The following is a 19,995-nucleotide window of genomic DNA, read 5'->3' as shown; positions in this document are numbered from 1 at the left end:
GCGCAGGCCGCGCGAGCGGCATCACGCGCGGGGCAGGTGCTTGGCGAGCAATGCGGCAAAGCGCTCGAATGCCGCGTGCGCGCCCGCGATGACGTCATTGCCGTCCGTACGCGAGAGCGCGTCACTGTCGAGGGCCGTCACGAAGCGGCGCCACACGGCGCCGCGTCCCTCCGGGTAGGCCGCCAGATTGCGCGCGCCAAAGTCGGCCGACAGCCCGAGCCGGGCCTCGGCTTCCTTGAGCAGGAATGCCGCGCCGAGTGTCGAGCCCTCCGACACGTACAGCCAGCCCAGGGCAGGCGCGCCTTGCACCTGCGTCGTGGCGATCGCGTCGTCAGGCACCTCGCGCGCGAGGTCGGCCAGATCTGCCTGGGCAGCCGCCAGTCGGCCGCGCACGGCGAGATCCGGCACCTGCGCCTTGACGTACGCGTCGTCAAAGAGATGTTCCACGTCGCGCTGGAACACATACTGCGCAGCCACGAAGCCGGCAAACCGCTCGCGCGCCGCGAAGGGCTGCGCTTCGTGCATCTGCTGGTGCATGCGCTCATGCTGGGCCGCAGTCGCATCGCGCAGACGTTGCGACAGGCGGGTGGAGGTGTCGATGAGGGCAGGCATGGCAGGGCACGGAGACGGGAAAGCGAGCGTCTATTGTGGCGCATGTCGGCGCACTGCGCTCTGCCTGCCCGCTGACTGCGGTCTGCGCGCCCACCGGTCGGGCAAGTCGGTTGTGCTATGGTTCGCGAAAAGCCAAACCACGGCCTTCGCCGCAAGACGCAAGACGGGACATGCGCCAAACGCTCTCTACATTACGAAAGACGCTCGCCAACGGGCGCAAGCTTTCCATGCTCACGTGCTACGAGGCGAGTTTCGCCCAGGTCATGGATGCCGCGGGCATCGATTGTCTGCTCGTGGGCGATTCGCTCGGCATGGTCGTGCAAGGTCGGGATTCGACGCTCGCCGTGACGGTCGAGGACATCGCCTATCACACGGCGAACATCGCGCGCGGTTCCCGCAAGGCCTTCCTGCTCGCTGACATGCCCTTCGGCAGCTATCACGAGAGCCCAGCCCAGGCGATGCGCAGCGCTGTGCGCCTGATGCAGGCCGGCGCCCAGATGGTCAAGCTCGAGGGCGGCGCCGAGCTCGAAGGCATCGTGCGGCAGTTCGTCCACGCCGGCATCCCGGTGTGCGCTCACGTGGGGCTCCTGCCCCAGCATGTGCATGCCATCGGCGGCTTTCGTGTGCAAGGCAAGGCGCAGAGCGATGCGGATCGCATCCTGCACGATGCCCAGGTCCTGGAGGCCGCGGGTGCGGCCATGGTGCTCGTCGAAGGCGTGCCCGAGGGCCTCGGGCGGCGCATCGCCGAGACGAGCCACGCCATCACCATCGGCATCGGCGCCAGCGTGGCCTGCGACGGCCAGGTGCTGGTGATGCAGGACATGCTCGGGCTCAACGCCTCGCCGGCGCGCTTCGTGAAGGATTTCACGAAAGACCTGCCGGCAGGCGAGGGCGGCATCATCGAGCGCGCCTTCCGGCAGTACGCTGAGGAGGTGGCCGACGGGCGCTTTCCGGCCGCAGCCCATGTGTATGGGCTTTCCGGCGACGATGCCGCTGCCTACGGCGGCCAGCGCCCCGCGACACCGCCGGCGGCTTGAGCCCCGGCTGACGGCCGAGCGCCTTGCGGCGCGGCCCTGACGACATGATCATCACCTCGCTGCTCGACACCGACCTGTACAAATTCAGCATGATGCAGGTCGTGCTCCACCACTTTCCTGCCGCGCAGGTCGAATACCGCTACAAGTGCCGCAACGCCGGTGTGGATCTCGTGCCCTGCCTGGACGAGATCCGCGCCGAGATCCACGCGCTGTGCCAGCTGCGATTCACGCAGGACGAACTCGATTACCTGCGCAGCCTGCGCTTCATCAAAAGCGACTTCATCGACTTCCTGGGGCTCTTCCACCTGCCCGAGAAGTGCATCACCGTGATGCCCTCGGCCATCCCTGGCGAGCTCGACATCACCGTGAAGGGGGCGTGGCTGCACACGATCCTCTTCGAGATCCCGGTCCTGTCCATCATCAACGAGGTGTACTTCCGGCGCACCTGCGAGAACCCGGATTGGGACGAAGCCCGCGGGCGTCTCGCCGAGAAAATCCGCCTCGTGCGCGAAGACCCCGAGCTTGCGCAGTTCCGGGTGGCCGACTATGGCACGCGGCGCCGCTTCTCCAAGGCTTGGCACAGCGAGGTGATCGATACGCTCGTTGCCCACATGGGCGAGAATTTCGCCGGCACGAGCAACGTCTATTTCGCCATGACCCACGGCATCAAGCCGCTGGGCACGATGGGCCACGAGTATCTCCAGGCCTGCCAGGCACTGGGGCCGCGTCTGCGGGATTCCCAGGTCTTCGCCCTGGAAACGTGGGCCCGTGAGTATCGAGGCGATCTCGGGATCGCGCTGTCGGACGTGTACGGCATCGACGCCTTCCTGCGCGACTTCGACATGTACTTCTGCAAGCTCTTCGATGGCGCACGTCATGATTCCGGCGAGCCCTTCACCTGGGGCGAGCGCATGCTCGAGCACTATCGGCAGAACCGCGTCGACCCGCACACCAAGACCCTGGTGTTCTCGGATGGCCTGACGTTTCCGCTGGCCATCCAGCTCGCCAAGCGGTTCCTGGGCCGCTGCCAGGTCGCTTTCGGTATCGGGACGAACCTGACCAACGATGTGGGCTGCACGCCGCTGCAGATCGTGATGAAGATGGTGCGCTGCAATGGGCAGCCGGTGGCCAAGGTCTCGGACACGCCCGAAAAGACGATGTGCGACGACCCGGCCTACCTGGCCTACCTACGCCAGGTGTTCGACATCCGCTGACGGTGACGCGACGGGCTGCCGCCGTTGGGCGGCCTCGCCCACGCGCGAGAGCAAGGCCACGGGGAGCAGCCCGGCCAGCACGATGAGAAGCGCCGCCACGGCGCCGTCCTCGTAGGCCCCGCGCGCTGCCTCGGCGTAGAGCAGCGTGGCGAGCGTATCGACGTTCAGCGGGCGCAGCAGCAACGTGGCCGGCAACTCCTTCATGCAGTCCACGAAGACGAGCAGGGCGGCGGCGGCCAGCGCCGGGCGCAAGAGGGGCAGGTGCACGCGCCGCAGCAAGGCGCCGTCGCCGTGGCCCAATGTGCGTGCGGCGGCATCGAGCGACACCGGCACCCGCGATAGCCCCGCATCGACGCTGCCCGCCGGGATGGCGAGAAATCGCACCGCATAGGCGAGCACGATGGCCGCACCCGAGCCCAGGATCACGAGGCCCATCGAGACGCCGAACCAGTGCTCGGCGACATCCGCGATGAGGCCGTCCACGAGCATCAGCGGGCTCAACAGGCCGATCGCGAGCACGGTGCCCGGCACGGCATAGCCGAGCGAGGCGACACGCTGCAGCGCCCGGGCGGGGCGACCGGGCCGCACCCGCACGGCATAGGCCACGATGAGACCGCCCACCACGGTGAAGAGCGTCGCGGCCAGCGCGAGGCTGATCGTGGTGATCGTCCCCTTGAGAAGATAGGGCGAGAACCCGGCGAACTGCACGCGTTGCACGGCGGCGTGCACCAGATAGGCGACCGGGGCCACGAAGCCGATCCACACGGGCAGGCTACCGAGGACCAGCAGGACGAGGCCGCGCACGCCACGCACTGGAATCGGCTGCATGCGGCGCGGGGCGCTGGCCGTGGCCGCATAGCGCTGGCGCTTGCGTGCCCAGCGTTCGGCGACGACCAGGATGACCACCACCGAGATCATGGCGAGCGCCAGCTGCGCGGCCCCGGCCAGATCCGAGCGCGTGATCCAGGTGGTGTAGATCGCCACGGTGAGCGTGCGCACGCCCAGGAACTCGCTCGCCCCGACGTCGTTGAGGGCTTCCATCAGCGCGAGACTCGCCCCCACGGCAATGGCCGGGCGCGCCATGGGCAGCGCCACGCGGCGAAAGAGGGCCAGGGGGCGGGTGCCGAGCGTGCGAGCCGCCTCGACGAGGCTCGCGGCCTGCATCAGGAACACCGCGCGCACGGTGATGTAGACGTAGGGGTAGAGCACGAAGCCCAGGAGGACGATGCACCCCGTCATGGAGCGGATGTCCGGCAGGCGGAACTGACGCGGGCTGGTGTAGCCCAGCCACTCTCTCAACACGGTCTGCACGGGGCCGATGGGGTGCAGCAGATCCAGGTAGGCGTAGGCGATGATGTAGGTGGGCATCGCCAGCGGCAGCAGCAGCGCCCACGCGAGCGCGCGCCGGCCCGGAAAATCATACGCCGTGACGAGCCAGGCACAGGCCGTGCCGAGCGTGATCACGATCAGGCCCACGCCAGCGAGCAGCACGGAAGTGTCGCGCAGCGCCGCGGGCAGCACGGATTGCGCGAGGTGCAGCCAGTGGTTGAGAGACCCACCAGCTGCCGCGATCGCCAGCGCCCCGATGGGCGCGACCACGGCGATCGCGATGAGGGCAGAGCCAGGAAGCCAGAAGCCGGTCCTCCCGGCACGCCCGCGCATCAGTCGTCGAAGCCGACCTTGTCGACCAGCTGGCTGGCCTGGCGGCGGTGCGAGGCGATGTCCTTCAACGACAGGTTGTCGACCTTGAGTTCACCGAAGCTCTGGAGCAGCGGATCGACCGGTGCGCCCGGCTTGACCGGATACTCGTAGTTGGCGGCGGCGTAGATGCCCTGGGCTTCGTCCGAGACGAGGTACTCCAGGTACTGGACGGCGGCAGTCTTGTTGGGCGCGTGACGGGCCACGGCAGCACCGCTCACGTTCACGTGCGTGCCGCCCTTCTCGAACACGGGCTGAACCACCTTGAAGGCGTCGCCCCAGGTCTTTTGCTCGTCGCCGCTCTTGCCGCTCTTCATCTGGCCGGCGTAGTAGGCATTGGCCACCGCGATATCGCAGATGCCGCCCAGGATGTCGCGCGCGCCGTTGCGATCGCCACCCGCAGCCTTGCGGGCGAGGTTGGCCTTCATGCCGCGCAGCCACTCCTCGGTCTTGGCCTCGCCGTGATGGGCGATGTAGGCCGAGATGAGCGAGATGTTGTAAGGGTGCTGGCCCGAGCGGATGCACAGCTTGCCCTTCCACTTCGGATCGGCGAGCTCTTCGTACGTGAAGTTCGTGAGCTTCAGATCGTTGTCCGCGTAGAGCACGCGGCTGCGCAGCGACAGGGCGAACCACTCACCCTGCGGGTCACGCAGGTTGGCGGGAATCGCGGCGTTGAGCGTTTCGGAGGTGACGGGCTGGGTGACCTTCTGCTCGACCAAATCCACGAGGTTGCCGAAATCCACCGTCATCAGCACGTCCGCCGGCGAACGCTCGCCCTCGGCGGCCACACGCTCGGCCAGACCATCCTTCAAGGTGATCATGTTGACCTTGATGCCCGTCTTCTGCGTGAAGGCTTCATTCAGCGGCTGGATGAGGCCGGGCTCGCGCGTGGTGTAGAGGTTCACCTCGGCGGCAGCGGCAGTGCCGGCGACGGCAAAGAAGCAGGCAGCGCCAAGAACGGCGCGGCGCAGGGCAAGGGGGGCGAACGAAGGCAAAGCCATGGCGTCTCCAGTCGGGGAGGGTAGGGCGCACACGCCCGGTCGGGCGAGCGCGGCGAAACAATACCTGAGAATGATACGTAGATACAGCACCATTTCGGACGTTGCGTGGACCACCATCGTCGGGCTGGGTTCCCGAGCCGCACGGCTCGAACAGGCCGGCCTTGCTAAAATGCGGGGTTTTTCCTGAATCCGAGCGCTCCCGCCACCGTGATCTCCACTTCGAATCTCACCATCCAGTTCGGCCCCAAGCCGCTTTTCGAGAACATCTCGGCCAAGTTCGGCGGCGGCAACCGCTATGGCCTCATCGGCGCCAATGGCAGCGGCAAGTCCACGCTGATGAAGATCATCGGCGGCGACCTGGAGCCCTCCTCGGGCAACGTGGCGCTGGATCCTGGCACGCGCCTGGGCAAGCTGCGCCAGGACCAGTTCGCTTTCGAGGACGTGCGCGTGCTGGACGTGGTGCTCATGGGTCACACAGAGATGTGGGAGGCCATGACCGAGCGCGACGCGATCTACGCGAACCCGGAAGCTTCCGAAGACGACTACATGCGCGCGGCCGAACTCGAGGCGAAGTTCGCCGAGTACGACGGCTACACCGCCGAATCGCGCGCGGGCGAACTGCTGCTCGGCCTGGAATTTCCGGTCGAGCAGCACACGCTGCCGATGCGCGAGATCGCCCCGGGCTGGAAGCTGCGCGTGCTGCTCGCGCAGGCGCTCTTCTCCAATCCGGACGTGCTGCTGCTGGACGAACCCACCAACAACCTGGACATCAACACGATCCGCTGGCTGGAAGGGGTGCTGAACCAGTACCGCTCGACGATGATCATCATCAGCCATGATCGTCACTTCCTGAACCAGGTCTGCACCCACATGGCCGATCTGGACTACGGCACGCTCACGGTGTATCCGGGCAGCTACGACGACTACATGCTGGCTTCGGTGCAGGCGCGCGAGCGTCAGTCGGCCCAGAACGCCAAGGCCAAGGAACGCGTGATCGAGCTGCAGGACTTCGTGCGCCGCTTCTCGGCGAACAAGTCCAAGGCCCGCCAGGCCACCTCGCGCCTGAAGCAGGTCGACAAGATCAAGTCGGAGATGGTCGAGGTCAAGCCGTCTTCGCGCCAGAATCCGTTCATCCGCTTCGAGCAGAACAAGGTCTTGCACCGCCAGGCCGTGGAGGTCGAAGGCGTGAAAAAGGCCTACGACGAGCCCGTGATCGGCAACTTCAACGCCATGGTCGAAGCCGGCGAGAAGATCGCCATCATCGGCGCCAACGGCGTGGGCAAGACCACGCTCCTGCGCATGCTGGCCGGCAATCTCGAGCCGGACGCGGGCAAGGTGAAGTGGTCCGAGAATGCCGACATCGGCTACATGGCGCAGGACGTCTCGGGCGAATTCCAGCGCGGCGAGGATCTCTTCGACTGGATGTCCTACTACTCGCAGCCGGGCGACGAAGACCAGGCCGTGCGTGCTGCGCTGGGCCGTCTGCTCTTCTCGAGCGATGACCTGCCCAAGAAGCCGTCGGTGCTCTCCGGGGGCGAGAAGAACCGCATGATGTTCGGCCGGCTCATGCTGGGCCGTCACAACGTGCTGCTGATGGACGAGCCCACGAACCACCTGGACATGGAATCCATCGAGTCGCTGCAGCTCGCGCTCGACAAGTTCGCTGGCACGCTGATCTTCGTGTCGCACGACCGCGAATTCGTCTCGGGCCTGGCCACGCGCATCTTCGAAGTGCTGCCGGGCGGTGAAGTCGTCGACTACCGCGGCAATTATGAGGATTACCTCACCTCGCGCGGCATCGAGGGCTGACACGCATGGCTCTCACCCCGCCCGCCGCCAACGCCAGCCTGCAGGACTGGCTCGCGTACCTGGAAGCCCTGCACGCCAAGCCGATCGATCTCGGCCTGGGTCGCGTGAAGGCGGTGGCCGAGCGCATGGCGCTCGCGCTGCCGTGCGCGAGCATCGTCGTCGCCGGCACCAACGGCAAAGGCTCGACCTGCGCCATGCTCGAGGGCATCCTGCTTGCCGCTGGCTACCGGGTGGGGATGTATACCTCGCCGCACCTGGTGGATTTCAACGAGCGCGCACGCCTGAACGGGCAGCTCGCCACGGATGCCCAGTTCACCGAACGCTTTGCGGCCGTCGAGGCGGCGCGCGGCGAGATCTCGCTCACGTACTTCGAATTCACCACGCTCGCGATCCTCTCGCTCTTTGCCGAGTCGTCGCTGGACGTGGCCATCCTGGAAGTGGGGCTGGGCGGCCGGCTGGACGCGGTCAACATCATCGATGCAGACTGCGCCATCGTGACCAGTGTGGATCTGGATCACATGGAGTATCTGGGCGACACGCGCGAGAAGATCGGCCTAGAGAAGGCGCACGTGTTCCGGGCAGGGCGCCCGGCCATCTGTGCCGATCCGTCGCCGCCGCAATCGCTCATCGACCACGCCGAAGCCATCGGCGCGGATCTACGGCTCTTCGGGCGTGACTTCAATTATTCGGGCGATCGCCAGCAGTGGAACTACGGCGGGCGGGCGCGCCGTCGCAATGCGCTCGCGTATCCCGCGCTGCGCGGTGCCAATCAGCTGCTCAACGCGTCTGGCGCCCTCGCTGCGCTCGAGGCGCTGGAACACCGTCTGCCGGTGCCCCAGCAAGCCGTGCGGCAAGGGCTGCTGCAAGCCACGCTGCCCGGCCGGTTCCAGATCGTGCCGGGCCAGCCCACCCTGATCCTGGACGTGGCGCACAACCCGCACGCGGCCGCCGTGCTCAGCCAGAATCTCGACAACATGGGGTTTTTTCCCTACACCCACGCGGTGTTCGGGATGCTGGGCGACAAGGACGTGGACACCGTCATCGAACGCATGAAGGATCGTGTCGATCACTGGTATTGCGTGGCGCTGCCGGGCCCGCGCGCCATGCCGGCTGAGGCTTTGGCCGAGCGGGTGCGCGCGGCCGGTGGTGGCGAGGGCAATGACCGATCGGTGACGGTGTGTGACAACCCGGCCGCAGGCCTGGCGGCAGCCCGTGGCAAGGCATCCGACGGTGATAGAATTGTCGTCTTTGGCTCGTTTCTGACTGTCGCTGGGGTCTTGTCGCATGGGGTTCTTTACGCGCAACCAAAAGGGTGACGAGGACGACGTCCCGTCGTCATCCCAAGCGGCCGAGACCGGCGCGTCCGGCCGGCGCCGCAACGCCGCCGCCCGCGAGGAGTCCGCTGCCGACGACTTGCGTCGGCGCGCTCGGCGGCGCCTGGTGGGCGCCATCGCGATGGTGCTCATCGCTGTCGTCGTCCTGCCGATGGTGCTGGATGGCGAAGGCACACCGCCGCCCGAGAACGTCCCGGTCGCCATTCCAAGCCAGAACACACCGTTTCAGCCGAACCTGACGGCCACGGCGCCCGTGGCGCCGCCGACGCCCATCGGCGCTGATGGCGCGCCCAGCGCCACGCCGGATCCGGCGCAGCCTGCGGGATCGCCGGATGCGGGCAGGGTCGGTCAGGATCACGGGGTGCCGGGCCAGAACGGCCAGGGCCGCGTCCCCGCCAGTATCGCCACGATCACGCCGTTGCCGGGTCAGGAAAACCGGCAGATGCCGCCGACGACGCCGACGACACCCGCGGAACCGAGGACGCCGCCGGCAAACACGCCGCCTGCCACGCCGTCACGCACGACGCCGCCCGCGCCGCCACCGACCACAGAGACGCGTCCGCAACCCAACGCCGCTGCGGCGCAGAAGGAAGCCGAAGCCGCCCGTGCACTGGCGTTGCTGCAGGGCAAGCCCGTGCCGCCCGCCAGCGCCAGCGGGGGTTCCAGTGCCGCTGCGGCCAGCAATTCCAGCCGTTTCGCAGTGCAAGTCGTCGCCGTGCGTTCCCGCGAAGGCGCCGATGCCCTCCTGCAGCGCTTGCGTGGCGCGGGTCTGACCGCCTATATTGAATCCATCAATACCCCGGACGGTCAGGTGCATCGCGTGAGACTCGGCCCGTTCAACTCCCGCAGCCAGGCCGAAAGTGCGCAAGCGAAGTTGCGCTCCGTGCCGGGCGGATACAGCGGTAGCCTGGTGCCCCTGTGACCGGTTTCGACTTCGTGGCGCTGGCCGTCGTGCTGGCTTCCACCGTGGTTGGCCTCGTGCGCGGCCTCGTGCGCGAAGTGTTGTCGCTCATTGCGTTCGCGGCTGCCTTCTTGGCAGCCGTCTGGTGGGCCCCTGGGTTTACGAGGCACTCACCCCATATATCGAGACAGGGCTGTTGCGCATGGCGGTCGCCTATTTGGGCGTCTTCTTCGCAGTCCTGCTGCTGGTCGGCATCATCAACGTCGCCTTGGGTACGCTCATTTCCTCGACGGGCCTGGCGCCCGCCGATCGCGGGCTCGGCATGGTCTTCGGGCTGGCGCGTGCGCTTCTGATCCTCGTGATCCTGGTGATCGCCGCGGGCTACACGCCGATGCCGCAAGAGGCCTGGTGGCGCCAGGCGCTGCTGTCCGGCCCGCTGGAGCAGGCCGTGGTGGCAGTCAAGGATCGCCTGCCGCCCGAGGCGGGCCAGTGGGTACCGTATCCCTACACGCCGCAGCCAGGTGCGCGGCCGTTGCCGGCGCCCGGGGCCATTCCCTCGCCGGGCATGCCGACGCTGCCGACCTTGCCGACGCCCGCCGCGCCGGCAGGGCAGGAGAAGGCGATTTGAAGGTGCCGTGGCATGTCGCCGCGGCGTGAGCAACAGAACCGGCCGTGCCCGACCTGGGCCGCCGGCGCATTCAGTGAAGCCCTGCCAACCGGCGGGGCATAGGGTCGAGAGCCATCCATGTGTGGAATCGTCGGTGTCGTGGCGCATGCGCCCGTCAATCAACTCATTTATGACAGCCTGCTGCTGCTGCAGCACCGTGGTCAGGATGCCGCCGGCATCGCCACGGCATGCGACAGCATGTTCAGCACCTACCGCGCGCGCGGCCAGGTGCGGGATGTCTTTCGCACGCGGAACATGCGCTCGCTGCCGGGCAATGCCGGCATCGGCCAGGTGCGTTACCCCACGGCCGGGTCCAGCGAGAACGAAGAGGAATCCCAGCCGCTGTACGTGAACGCGCCCTTTGGCATCACGTTCGCACACAACGGCAACCTCACAAATCACGAAGAGCTGCGTCGCGAACTCTTCCAGATCGACCGCCGCCACATCAATACCAATTCGGATTCCGAAGTGCTGCTCAACGTGTTCGCGCACGAGCTGCAGCGCGCCACGGCGGGCGGCTCGCTCGACGAGGAAGCCGTGTTCCGTGCCGTGGCCCAGGTCCACGAGCGGGTGCGCGGTGCCTACGCCGTCGTGGCGGTCATCGCCGGCTTCGGCATGGTGGCCTTCCGTGATCCGTTCGGCATCCGTCCGCTCGTCATGGGGCGCGCCATGTCGGACGCGGGGGCCGAGTGGATGGTGGCCTCCGAATCCGTCGCGCTGGAGGGCACCGGTTTCGCGTTCGAGCGCGATATCCAGCCGGGCGAAGCGGTGTGCTACACCTTCGAGGGTGTGGTCACGGCCCGGCAGTGTGCCCAGAACCCGCAGCTCAAGCCGTGTGTGTTCGAGTACGTGTATCTTGCCCGCCCGGATTCGCTGATGGACGGCGTCTCGGTCTATGGCGCGCGTCTGCGCATGGGTGAGTACCTCGCAGACAAGGTGGCCCGCCAGCTCAACGCCGGCGACATCGATGTCGTCATGCCGATTCCCGACTCCTCGCGTCCGGCGGCCATGCAGCTCGCCTCGCGCCTGAATCTCGACTATCGCGAAGGCTTCATCAAGAATCGCTACGTCGGCCGCACCTTCATCATGCCGGGCCAGGCGGTGCGCAAGAAATCCGTGCGCCAGAAGCTCAACGCGATCGGGGTGGAGTTCGCCGGCAAGAACGTGCTCATCGTCGACGACTCCATCGTGCGCGGCACCACCAGCGGCGAGATCGTCGACATGGCGCGGGCAGCGGGCGCGAACAAGGTGTACTTCGCCTCGGCAGCGCCTCCCGTGCGTTACCCTAACGTCTACGGCATCGACATGCCGACGCGTGGGGAACTGATCGCCCATGGCCGTACGGACGAGGAAGTGGCGCGGATCATCGGTGCCGATGCGCTGGTGTACCAGGATATCGAAGGCATGACGCGCGCCATCAGCGACATCAACCCTGCCTTGCGCGAGTTCGAAGCTTCGTGCTTCAACGGTCACTACATTACTGGCGACGTTACGCCGGAACTCCTCGGTCGCGTCGAGGACCGTCGCAATTCGGCATAAGAGCGCCGTTCGTTAGCTCTTTTGGTCATGAGCTCATGCCGCATCGTTGTTTAGTGCGGCAGGAGGCCTAGGCTAGAATGACCTGATCACGGCTCTGCGGCCGGCCCGGCAGTACGCCCGGCCGGCCGCGGCGCTTTACGGATTCGAGTCAAGCAGGCGTATCCATGTACAACTACACCCTCGCCGACCAGGCTCTGGTGGACCAGCGCGTTGCGCAGTTCCGTGACCAGACGCGCCGGTTTCTCAGCGGCGAACTGAGCGACGATGATTTCCGGCCGCTGCGCTTGCAGAACGGCCTGTACATCCAGCGTCACGCGCCCATGCTGCGCGTGGCGATCCCGTACGGCCTGCTGGCCAGCCGGCAGCTGCGCACCTTCGCCACGATCGCCCGCCGTTGGGATCGCGGCTATGGACACTTCAGCACGCGCCAGAACATCCAGTTCAACTGGCCTGAACTCAAGGACGTGCCGGACATCCTGGCCGAACTCGCCAAGGTGCAGATGCACGCCATCCAGACCAGTGGCAACTGCATCCGCAACACGACCACGGATCATTTCGCGGGCGTCGCGCCCGACGAACTCGTCGACCCGCTCGTCTGGTGCGAGGTGATCCGCCAGTGGTCCACGCTGCACCCGGAGTTTGCCTTCCTGCCGCGCAAGTTCAAGATCGCGGTGAGTGGCGCCACGCATGATCGCGCGGCAGTCGGCGTTCATGACATCGGCCTGCAGGCTGTGCACAACGACGCGGGCGAGCTCGGCTTTCGTGTGTGGATCGGCGGCGGTCTTGGCCGCACGCCCGTGCTGGGCAGTCTCATCAATCCCTTCGTGCCGTGGCAGCATCTGCTGAGCTACCTCGAAGCGGCGTTGCGCGTCTATAACCTGCATGGTCGGCGCGACAACAAGTACAAGGCCCGCATCAAGATTCTGGTGCGTGAGCTCAAGCCTGAGGTCTACGCGGATCAGGTGGCTGCGGAGTGGGCGCATCTGCGTGACGGCCCGACCACGCTCACGCAAGCCCACCTGGACGAGATCGCCGGCCGCTTTTCGCGCACGGTGTATGAACAGGGCCTTCCTGAGGTCGATCTGTCGGCCCAGACGGGTGCGGATCCGCGCTTTGCCCGTTGGGTGCGTACTTGCGTGCATCCGCACCGGGTGACCGGCTACAACGCCGTCACCGTCTCGCTCAAGGCCACGGGTGTGCCTCCCGGCGACATCACGGCCGACCAGATGGATCTCGTGGCGGACCTGGCTGATCAATACAGCCACGGCGAGATGCGTATCTCGCATGAACAGAACATCGTCTTTGCTGACGTGAAGCGCGACACGCTTCACGCGCTGTGGCAGGCGCTGGACGCGCAAGGTCTGGCCACGCCGAACATCGGCATGCTCACCAACATCATCTGCTGCCCGGGTGGCGATTTCTGCGCGCTCGCCAATGCCGTCGCCATTCCCGTCGCCGAGGCCATCCAGCGTCGCTTCGACAATCTGGATTACCTCTACGACGTGGGTGAGCTCGATCTGAACATCTCGGGTTGCATCAATTCCTGTGGCCACCATCACGTGGGTCACATCGGCATCCTCGGCGTCGACAAGGCGGGTGAGGAGTGGTACCAGGTCACGCTGGGCGGTCGTCAGAGCGCTGGTCCGGGCAAGGCGTTCGACGCCTCGGACGTCTTTGCCAAGGGCGGGGGTGGTGCTGCCATCGGCAAGATCATCGGTCGTTCCTTCTCGCGCGAGCAGGTGCCGGACGTGGTGGAGCAACTCGTGAAGACGTATCTCACCGTGCGCGACAGCGACGCCGAGCGCTTCATCGATGTGGTCGAGCGTGTGGGTCTCGATCCCTTCAAGGCAGACGTCTATGGCGACGCGCCGACGCGCCGCCGTGAGGAGGCGGAGAATGTCTGAAGCCATCATCGACAGCGGCACGCCCACGGTGGTGCAGGCCGAACGCATCCTGGCAGACGACTGGCAACGCTTCGTGCCTGCCGACTCGGGCGACGCGCTTCCTGCTGCCGGCACGAAGTGGCTGGTGCCCGTTGCGACGTGGCTTGCGCACGATGCCGCACTGCGCGCGCGTGGCGAGCCGGTGGGGATTCTCATCGCGCCGGCAGACGACGTCATGACGCTGGAAGGGCGTCTGGACGGCGTGTCGGTCGTGGCGGTGGATTTTCCTGCCTTCGCGGACGGTCGCGGCTTCAGCAGCGGTCGACTCTTGCGCACCCGCCTCGGTTGGACAGGCGAGCTGCGCGCGGTGGGCGACGTGTTGATCGACACCGTCTTCTATTTGTCGCGTTGTGGCTTTGACAGCTTTGCGGTCAAGCCCGGTCATGACCCGGCGCTTGCCCAGCAACAGCTGCAGGCCTTCAGTGTGAACTATCAGCCCAATTACCGGCAGCCTGCCGGCGAGGCGGCGTGATGTCCGGGCCCAGGGTCTACCTCGTGGGTGCGGGTCCCGGTGCAGCGGACCTGCTCACCGTGCGCGCGGCGCGTCTCATCGCGCAGGCGGACATCGTGTTGCACGACGCCCTGGTGCCGGCCGAGATCCTGGCCCTGGCCGAACGGGCGCGCATCGTGCCCGTGGGCAAGCGCAGCGGGCGTCCGTCCAGTGCGCAGTCCTTCATCAACAAGCAGCTCATCGATGCCGCCCGCCGCCACACGGTGGTGGTGCGTCTGAAGGGCGGCGATCCCATGCTGTTCGGTCGCGCGCAGGAGGAAATCGACGCGCTGGTCCATGCCGGCATCGCGGTCGAGATCGTGCCCGGGATCAGCGCGGCATTCGGGGCTGCCGCGAGCGTGCAGCAATCCCTCACCCAGCGCGGCGTGTCGCGCAGCGTCATGCTGCTCACGCCTGCCGTGGGCAAGGGAGAGACGGGTCACGACTGGGCAACGGCTGCCGTGGCCGCCGACACGGCTGTGCTGTACATGGCAGGCCGTCAGGCGGGCGCGATCGCGGCGGGGCTGCTCGTGGCCGGTGTGCCGGCCACGCGGCCTGCCGTCATTGTCGAGAACGCTACCCTGGGCACGCGCGAACGTGTCTTCGTGACCACCGTGGGGCAACTCGAGGCCGAGGCCGCGCGCCTGGGTGACGGACCGGCGCTCATCCTGCTGGGTGACGTCTTTTCGAGCCTGCAGCAGCGGGCGGATATCGCCGAGCACCTGGGGCTGGGGTCGCACCACCGCGCCGCCTGAGCCGGCCTGGCAGCCGCGCTGTCCAGGCCAGGCTCTCCGTTACGCCGCAGGTCGCCCGCGGCTGAGTCCGATCAGCGCCACCAGCGCCATCACCACGAACAGGATCAGCGTCCAGATCTCATAGCGCACGCCGAGCAGATCGACGGCGCTGTCGGCGCACGTCGCGTAGATGCCGAAGGCCTGCGGCAACAGCATGTCCAGACCGGACAGGGTGACCGCCTGATCCGCAAAGCTCAGATCGCACGTGAACGCGTGCGCGGCCACCGTGTGCTGATACCAGGCCGCGATGGCCCCGCCAATCCCGAGCAGGAAGCCCACCGCCAGGCACAGGCTCGCCAGGCCCCCGGATCGGCGGGCCAGCCAGCCGATGCCCGCCACGATCGCAATCGCGACGCAGATCATGCGCTGCAGGATGCACCAGGCGCAGGGCTGCATGCCTAGCACATGCTGCGAGAAGAGGGCGAACAGGAACGCGCCGGCACTCGCGAGGGCCAGGATGGCCAACGCACGGTCGCGGGTCAGAAAGGAGGTCACGGGGTCACCGCATCAGTTGGTTGAAAAGCTCGAAGACGCCATCCCACATGATCTGCACACCCAGGCAGAGCAGGATGAACGCGGTCATGCGCATGAACACCGCGGTGCCCGTCTCGCCCAGCGGACGCAGGAGCTGCAGGGCGAAGCGCAGGCAGACGAACACGGCCACGGCGATCACGGCCAGGGCCGGCAGCGCGCCGGCGATATGTACGGCCCGCAGTGACAGGCGAGGATCATGCAGGCTCGCGCCCACCGTGATGGCCGCGGCGATCGAGCCAGGGCCGCAGGCAATCGGGAAGGTGAGGGGGTAGAACGCCTGTCGCCGGGCCATCTCGGGCGTGTAGCCTTCTGCGAACTCGGCAGCCCGCTGCACGCCGGCATCGGTGGAGTTCAGCAGCCGCCAGGCAGTGGTGGCCACCAGCAGCCCGCCAGCGAGTCGCACCACCGGGAGCGAAATGCCGAAGAAGTTGAGCACGGGCGAGCCCGCGATCATGGCTGCACCGAGCAGCAGGAACACGTTGCGGGCGATGCGCGTGGCGAGTACTGCCCGCGTCGCCGTCGTTGCACCGCTGGTGAGCGACAGAAACACCGGTGCGGTGGCTGTCGGATTCAGGATGGGGAGGAGGGTGGCAAGGGCGAAGAGGAAGCTCTTGCCGAAACCGATCAGGTACGTCTCAATGGGCATGGCACCATCTCGCCCAGGGCGGGAAGGGGGTCGGGCAGGTCAGCAGACCGCATGTCAGGCGGGCGTGCCGAGCGGGTAGGGTAGGTCGGCAAGACGGATCGCAGGGCCATCGAGGGCGCCAAGCCGCAGATCCGCCTGCGTGGCGGCCTCGGCCGGTGCCTCGAAGAGCAGGCTCGCCGCGGTGCCGAGCACGGCGGCCGACACGACGCGCCCGATCGGCTCGCCCCCACGGACCGCATCGAAGACGTCCTGGCCCGCAACGGCGCCGATCGCATCCACGTGTCCGTGCAGCATGCGGCGCTTCTGCTTGCCCAGGTAGTGGCTTCGCGCAACGATCTCCTGCCCGGGATAGCAACCCTTGGTGAAACTCACACCGCCCAGCAGGTCGAGATTGACCATCTGCGGGGTGAAGAGTTCCTGAGCGGCCGCTTCGACCCACGGCAGGCCGGCAGCGATGTCCTGAGCATGCCAGCTCGCGAGGGCCTGCGGCGTGGGCTCGACCGCCGCGCCCGGGGCGATCACCCACCACCGGCCTGCGGGGCCGGTGTCCGCGCACGGCGCTGCGATCCATGTCGTGCCTTCGGGGGTAGTGAGGCGCTGCCAGGCGGACGTGGGCAGACCGGGGACCTGGGCGGCGAGAGCTGCCACCGCGTCAGGCGCGTCGGCCCACACGCCCGCGATGCCTGCCGCAGCGTCGGCCAGTACCACCTTGGCGCGCAAGACGAACATGCGCAGCCGCTTCACCACACCGGCCGCCGTGCTGGCCGGCAGCAGCGCCTGGACGCCGTCGCCACTGTCTCGCCACACGAGCAGGCTGCCAAGGATGCGCCCCTTGGCTGTGCAATACGCCGCCGGTCGAGCGGCATCCGGCGCGAGGCCCTGGACGTCCTGCGTGAGCTGCCCGTGCAGAAAGGGCACGGCATCCACGCCATTGGCAGTGACGAAGGAAAGGTCGGTGAGGGCAGCGGCCTGGACACCGGCGGGCAGCGACGGCAGAAAGGAGGCGTTCATGCGAGGGAATTCAGCAGGGAGGGGGAGCACAGCAGGTATGATACCGGGGCTGTCGACCCTGCACCCCGTTATGCTCCGTTTTCTGCTCAGATTGTTGCTGTTGCTTGCATTTGCTGCGGTTTTGACCGCCGCAGGCCTAACCTATTGGGTCGTGCGCCCCTTGCCCCTGCCGGCCGAGCGCGTCGATTTCAGCATTGCGCCCGGCAGTGGCATGCGCACGGTGGCCCGCACGTTGAACGAAGCGGGCATCGACGTGCAGCCAGATCTCTTCGTGGCGCTGTCACGCGGGTCCGGCCTGGATACCCAGGTCAAGGCTGGCGGCTATGAGGTGCGTCAGGGTGACAGCCTCTGGGACGTGCTGCAGCGCATGGCTGCGGGCGACGTGACCCACGCACGCATCACGTTCATCGAGGGTTGGACGTACCGTCAGGTCCGCGACGCCCTGGCGCGCCACCCCGATGTGGCGCAGACGTTGACCGACGTGGATGACGCCGCGTTGCTCGAGCGCCTGGGCGAGACCGAGACCCATCCCGAAGGGCTCTTCTATCCCGATACCTACAGCTTTGCCAAAGGCTCGTCGGATTTCGACATCCTGCGCCGTGCCTGGCAGGCGCAGCGCGAGCAGCTCGCGAGCGCCTGGGCCGAGCGCGATCCCGAGGTGCCGTGGAAGACGCCCTACGAGATGCTCATCATGGCCTCCATCGTCGAGAAGGAGACCGGACACTCGCCAGACCGCGCGAAGGTGGCGGGTGTCTTCGCGAACCGCCTGCGCATCAACATGCCGCTGCAGACGGACCCCACCGTGATCTACGGTATGGGCGAGAGCTACACCGGTACGCTCACGCGCAAGCACCTGCAGATCGATTCGCGCTGGAACACCTATACGCGTCCCGGCCTGCCGCCTACGCCCATCGCGAACCCCGGGCGTGCCTCGCTGCAGGCAGCGGCCCATCCTGAAGTGCACAAGTATTTCTATTTCGTCTCCCGGGGAGACGGCACCAGTGCCTTCTCGCCTGACCTGGCCACGCACAATCGCTACGTCTACCGCTACATCCGCGGCGGGGGTCAGCGATGAACCCAGTGCACGAAGGGCAAGCCGCGCGACGTCGCGGTCGGCTGCTCACGCTCGAGGGCGTGGACGGCGCCGGCAAGAGCACGCATGTGGACTGGGTGAGCGAGCGCCTGCGCGCTGCTGGCCTGGAGGTCGTGACCACCCGAGAGCCTGGGGGCACGCCGCTGGGCGAGCGGCTGCGTGAGCTTGTGCTGCACGAGGCGATGGGGCTGGAGACCGAAACGCTCTTGATGTTCGCTGCCCGATGCGAGCATCTGCGCACGGTCATCGAGCCGGCACTCGCGGCCGGCCAGTGGGTGGTGTGCGATCGCTTCACGGACGCCACCTATGCCTACCAGGGCGGCGGTCGGGAGCTTGGGGCGTCGCGCATCGCTCCGCTCGAGCAGTGGGTGCATGCGGGCTTGCAACCGGACCGGACCTGGCTCTTCGACGTGCCGCTCGAGGTGGCAAGGGAGCGTCTGGGTCGTGCGCGTACGCCAGATCGCTTCGAGCGCGAGAGCGACGCCTTCTTCGAGCGCACGCGCGCGAGCTATCACGCGCGTGTCGCGGCCGATCCGGCACGGTTCCTGGTGATCGACGGCGAGCTATCCATTGACGCCATTCGCCGGCTGCTGGATGCCGACATCGACAGGATGCGTCATGCAGGATGACGCCCCCGTCATGGACACGGGTATTCTGCCCTGGCATGTGGAGATCGCCCGCACCTGGCTCTCGTCGCGCGAACGATTTGCCCACGCCTGGCTGATCCACGGGGCGACCGGCATCGGCAAGCTGCAGTTTGCGCGCGCGTGCGCGAGCAGCATGCTGTGCGAGAACCCGCAGGGGCATCTCGCGTGTGGTGCGTGCGACGCCTGCCTGTGGCTGCGCCACGGCAATCATCCGGATTTCCGGGCGCTTCGCCCGGAGGCCATCGCCGCGACGGAAGGCCCCTTCGTTGCCGCCGAGGATGCGGCGCCGCGCAGCAAGACGCTGTCGCGCGACATCCGCATCGAACAGGTGCGCGCGCTCGAGACCTGGCTCAATACCGCCACCCATCGCGGCGGCGATCGCATCGTGCTCCTCTATCCGGCCGAGGCGTTGAACGCCGTGTCAGCCAACGCGCTGCTCAAGATCCTGGAGGAGCCGCCTGCGCATACGGTATTTCTGATCGTCGCGGATGCCCCCGATCGGCTGTTGCCCACGCTCGTGTCACGGTGTCGACGGCTGCCGCTCGCGCCCCCCGCGCCGGACGCCGCGCTGCAGTGGCTGCGCGCCGAGGGCGTGAAGGATGCCGCGGCGTATCTCGCCGCGGCGGGCGGCGCGCCACTGGCTGCCGCGCGTCTGGCCGAATCCGGCAGCGAAGCCTGCCCCGGCTGGCTGCGGCGCTGGTTGCAGGCGCTGGCCGCGGGCAGGGCAGGGGCTGTGGTGCCGGAACTCGTGACCGATCTGGAGAAGCAACCGGCGGAGCAATGGCTCGACGCCTTCCAGCGCGTGCTCACCGATCTCGCCTGCGTGCAGGCCGGCGCGCCCGCGCGCTACTACCCGGGTCTGGCAAACCTCCTGGCGGAAGCGGCCTCACGCGTCTCACGTGTGCAGGTCACGCAGACGGCCCGATGGCTGACCTCCCAGCAACGGGTGTCGCGCCACCCCCTCAATCCCGGCCTCTTCACCCATGCGGTGTTGCTGCGCGTGTCCGGGTTGGCGGCGGCATGAG

The 19,995-nt window shown here is 67.3% G+C and carries 18 protein-coding genes and 1 pseudogene; 13 read left to right on the top strand and 6 right to left on the bottom strand.

What is annotated here, in order from left to right; translation table 11 throughout:
* Positions 1-21 precede the first annotated feature (21 nt).
* Positions 22-612 (bottom strand): biliverdin-producing heme oxygenase, encoded by a 591-nt coding sequence (locus tag IMZ29_RS06735; protein ID WP_216181954.1) that lies wholly within the window; start codon positions 610-612, stop codon positions 22-24.
* 170 nt (positions 613-782) lie between these two features.
* Here IMZ29_RS06735 and panB point away from each other — a divergent pair, with 170 nt between their 5' ends.
* Together panB and pncB are read left to right on the top strand one after the other, a co-directional pair.
* On the top strand, positions 783-1,649 hold the full coding sequence (gene panB / locus IMZ29_RS06730) for a 3-methyl-2-oxobutanoate hydroxymethyltransferase (protein WP_216181951.1): 867 nt from the start codon (positions 783-785) through the stop codon (positions 1,647-1,649).
* A 44-nt stretch (positions 1,650-1,693) separates the two neighbouring features.
* A complete protein-coding gene (pncB, locus tag IMZ29_RS06725) occupies positions 1,694-2,863 on the top strand; it encodes a nicotinate phosphoribosyltransferase (RefSeq protein WP_216181949.1) in 1,170 nt (389 codons plus the stop codon).
* Here pncB and IMZ29_RS06720 read toward each other — a convergent pair.
* Both IMZ29_RS06720 and IMZ29_RS06715 read right to left on the bottom strand, forming a co-directional pair.
* Entirely contained in the window at positions 2,837-4,525 is a 1,689-nt protein-coding gene (locus tag IMZ29_RS06720; RefSeq protein ID WP_216181947.1) for an ABC transporter permease, read from the bottom strand. The two genes, pncB and IMZ29_RS06720, sit on opposite strands and share 27 nt — an antisense overlap.
* Positions 4,525-5,562: a Fe(3+) ABC transporter substrate-binding protein gene (locus tag IMZ29_RS06715; RefSeq protein ID WP_216181945.1), complete on the bottom strand. Its 1,038-nt coding sequence runs from the start codon at positions 5,560-5,562 to the stop codon at positions 4,525-4,527. The genes IMZ29_RS06720 and IMZ29_RS06715 overlap by 1 nt, the downstream gene beginning before the upstream one ends.
* Positions 5,563-5,769: 207 nt before the next feature.
* Between IMZ29_RS06715 and IMZ29_RS06710 the strand changes: the two genes are divergently transcribed.
* From IMZ29_RS06710 to cobA, 8 genes and pseudogenes are all read left to right on the top strand, one after another.
* Positions 5,770-7,371 (top strand): ABC-F family ATPase, encoded by a 1,602-nt coding sequence (locus IMZ29_RS06710; RefSeq protein WP_216181943.1) that lies wholly within the window; start codon positions 5,770-5,772, stop codon positions 7,369-7,371.
* A gap of 5 nt (positions 7,372-7,376) precedes the next feature.
* Complete coding sequence (folC, locus tag IMZ29_RS06705; protein WP_216181942.1) at positions 7,377-8,687, top strand: bifunctional tetrahydrofolate synthase/dihydrofolate synthase; 1,311 nt, start codon at positions 7,377-7,379, stop codon at positions 8,685-8,687.
* On the top strand, positions 8,656-9,627 hold the full coding sequence (locus IMZ29_RS06700; RefSeq protein ID WP_216181940.1) for an SPOR domain-containing protein: 972 nt from the start codon (positions 8,656-8,658) through the stop codon (positions 9,625-9,627). Before folC ends, IMZ29_RS06700 begins: the two co-directional genes overlap by 32 nt.
* Positions 9,624-10,108, top strand: a pseudogene (locus IMZ29_RS06695) (CvpA family protein); the annotation flags it as partial. The gene IMZ29_RS06700 and the pseudogene IMZ29_RS06695, both read left to right, overlap by 4 nt.
* 243 nt (positions 10,109-10,351) lie before the next feature.
* Positions 10,352-11,812, top strand: coding sequence for an amidophosphoribosyltransferase (purF, locus tag IMZ29_RS06690; protein WP_216181937.1), 1,461 nt, complete (start codon positions 10,352-10,354; stop codon positions 11,810-11,812).
* A 164-nt stretch (positions 11,813-11,976) separates the two neighbouring features.
* Positions 11,977-13,716, top strand: coding sequence for a nitrite/sulfite reductase (locus IMZ29_RS06685; RefSeq protein WP_216181934.1), 1,740 nt, complete (start codon positions 11,977-11,979; stop codon positions 13,714-13,716).
* A complete protein-coding gene (locus IMZ29_RS06680; RefSeq protein ID WP_216181931.1) occupies positions 13,709-14,227 on the top strand; it encodes a DUF934 domain-containing protein in 519 nt (172 codons plus the stop codon). Before IMZ29_RS06685 ends, IMZ29_RS06680 begins: the two co-directional genes overlap by 8 nt.
* Complete coding sequence (cobA, locus tag IMZ29_RS06675) at positions 14,227-15,000, top strand: uroporphyrinogen-III C-methyltransferase (protein WP_216181928.1); 774 nt, start codon at positions 14,227-14,229, stop codon at positions 14,998-15,000. The genes IMZ29_RS06680 and cobA overlap by 1 nt, the downstream gene beginning before the upstream one ends.
* A gap of 39 nt (positions 15,001-15,039) precedes the next feature.
* Here the strand turns inward: cobA and IMZ29_RS06670 are convergent, their stop codons facing one another.
* Genes IMZ29_RS06670 through ygfZ form a run of 3 tightly spaced genes read right to left on the bottom strand, consistent with a single transcriptional unit; the run spans position 15,040 to position 17,230 of the window.
* Positions 15,040-15,534, bottom strand: a complete 495-nt coding sequence (locus IMZ29_RS06670; RefSeq protein WP_371820143.1) for a disulfide bond formation protein B — start codon at positions 15,532-15,534, stop codon at positions 15,040-15,042.
* 4 nt (positions 15,535-15,538) lie between these two features.
* Complete coding sequence (locus IMZ29_RS06665; RefSeq protein WP_216181925.1) at positions 15,539-16,219, bottom strand: MarC family protein; 681 nt, start codon at positions 16,217-16,219, stop codon at positions 15,539-15,541.
* 54 nt (positions 16,220-16,273) lie between these two features.
* Positions 16,274-17,230 carry a CAF17-like 4Fe-4S cluster assembly/insertion protein YgfZ gene (ygfZ, locus tag IMZ29_RS06660; RefSeq protein ID WP_216181922.1) on the bottom strand — a complete coding sequence of 319 codons (957 nt, stop codon included), beginning with the start codon at positions 17,228-17,230 and terminating at the stop codon, positions 16,274-16,276.
* Positions 17,231-17,267: 37 nt separating this feature from the next.
* On the opposite strand from ygfZ, the gene mltG reads away from it, so the two are divergent.
* Genes mltG through holB form a run of 3 tightly spaced genes read left to right on the top strand, consistent with a single transcriptional unit; the run spans position 17,268 to position 19,994 of the window.
* Positions 17,268-18,305 carry an endolytic transglycosylase MltG gene (gene mltG / locus IMZ29_RS06655; protein ID WP_371820142.1) on the top strand — a complete coding sequence of 346 codons (1,038 nt, stop codon included), beginning with the start codon at positions 17,268-17,270 and terminating at the stop codon, positions 18,303-18,305.
* On the top strand, positions 18,302-18,952 hold the full coding sequence (gene tmk / locus IMZ29_RS06650; protein WP_216181916.1) for a dTMP kinase: 651 nt from the start codon (positions 18,302-18,304) through the stop codon (positions 18,950-18,952). Before mltG ends, tmk begins: the two co-directional genes overlap by 4 nt.
* Entirely contained in the window at positions 18,942-19,994 is a 1,053-nt protein-coding gene (gene holB / locus IMZ29_RS06645; protein ID WP_253206915.1) for a DNA polymerase III subunit delta', read from the top strand. The genes tmk and holB overlap by 11 nt, the downstream gene beginning before the upstream one ends.
* The last annotated feature ends 1 nt before the right edge of the window (position 19,995 follow it).

The organism is Verticiella alkaliphila, assembly GCF_018904615.1.
Lineage (GTDB): Bacteria > Pseudomonadota > Gammaproteobacteria > Burkholderiales > Burkholderiaceae_B > Verticiella > Verticiella alkaliphila.
The sequence above is the reverse complement of the archived record's forward strand: the minus strand, read 5'-3'. Positions and strand labels throughout refer to the sequence as shown.